The organism is Psychrobacter sp. 1U2 (genome assembly GCF_051847575.1).
The window spans coordinates 1-1,199 of the sequence record NZ_JBPYDC010000330.1; the positions used below are offsets into that span (position 1 = coordinate 1).

Annotated in this window: 1 protein-coding gene; it reads left to right on the forward strand. The window is 40.7% G+C overall.

Annotated elements, in window-relative coordinates; genetic code table 11:
• The coding region (locus tag ACS8FD_RS15560; protein ID WP_439276516.1) for an ABC transporter ATP-binding protein at window positions 1-972 on the forward strand (972 nt) is incomplete at its 5' end.
• Window positions 973-1,199 lie beyond the last annotated feature (227 nt).

A 1,199-nucleotide genomic window follows, 5' to 3' on the forward strand; every position in this document is an offset into this window, starting at 1 on the left:
ATCCTATTGACGGCCTATTTTGTCCTGCAGGGTCAGATGACCATCGGTATGATTTTGTTCCATGTACTACTGTTTCAGAACGTCGCCGCCCCTATCCGTCAATTGCATCGCATTTATGATCAGATCAATAATGCGCTCACTTATGCAGAAGGGTTTTTTGAGATATTGGAAGATGACAAACAAGTTGAGAATATTGACGGTATCAGTAGTAAAGATCTGCAAGGTCATATTGAGCTAAAAAACGTCGATTTTACTTATCCTAACGGCACGCAAGCACTAAAAGACGTCAGTTTTGAGATTCGTCCCAATCGTATTACCGCTCTTGTTGGCCTCTCTGGCGCTGGCAAGAGCACCATTATTAGCTTGTTAGTCAAGTTCTACGAGCCAGACGCAGGCGTGATCTACTTGGATGGTCATGATTTAGCAGACTGTGATACCCATGATTTACGTCACAATATTGGCTTAGTATTACAGAGTAATCATATTTTCTCAGGGACTATCAGCGAAAATATCCGTTATGGCGATACCAATGCGACACAAGAGGACATTATTGTCGCTGCCAAAAAAGCCTCGATTCATGAGCAAGTTATGAAGCTTAAAGATGGTTATGAGAGTACGGCAAAATCACTATCAGGTGGTCAGCAGCAACGCATTGCGCTGGCAAGGATGTTTTTAAAAGATCCACCGATTGTGTTCTTAGATGAACCAACCGCCAGCCTGGATGCTATCGCCAGTCAGCAGGTCAAAAAAAGCTTAGATTTAATCAAAAAAGATCGTACGGTGATTATGGTGTCGCACAATATCGCGCAGATTATTGACGCCGATGATTTGGTAGTGATAGAAAACGGTCAAGTAGTTGAGACTGGGACGCATGAAGCGCTGTATGATAAAGGTGGTAAGTATTATGAGATATTTAGCGCCATGTCGGATAGTTTAAACTTGGACAAAATTAGTCAAACACTCCATGGTTAAGCCTATATAATGTTAAATTAACTTAAAGTATATTGAGAAAAAAATGTTAATGAACTCAGTAAGTGCAGTCAATCTTCAGAAAAAAACCATGATGATGTGCGCGGCTGTGCCACAAATTATGGCTTCTAGATTTTGGATGCTTGCCACCTCTCCTATGAACCCTACATTTGCAACAAAAAGAGATATTTACTATGGTTGAAGAAAAGCAAAAAGCTTTTGTAGATTCT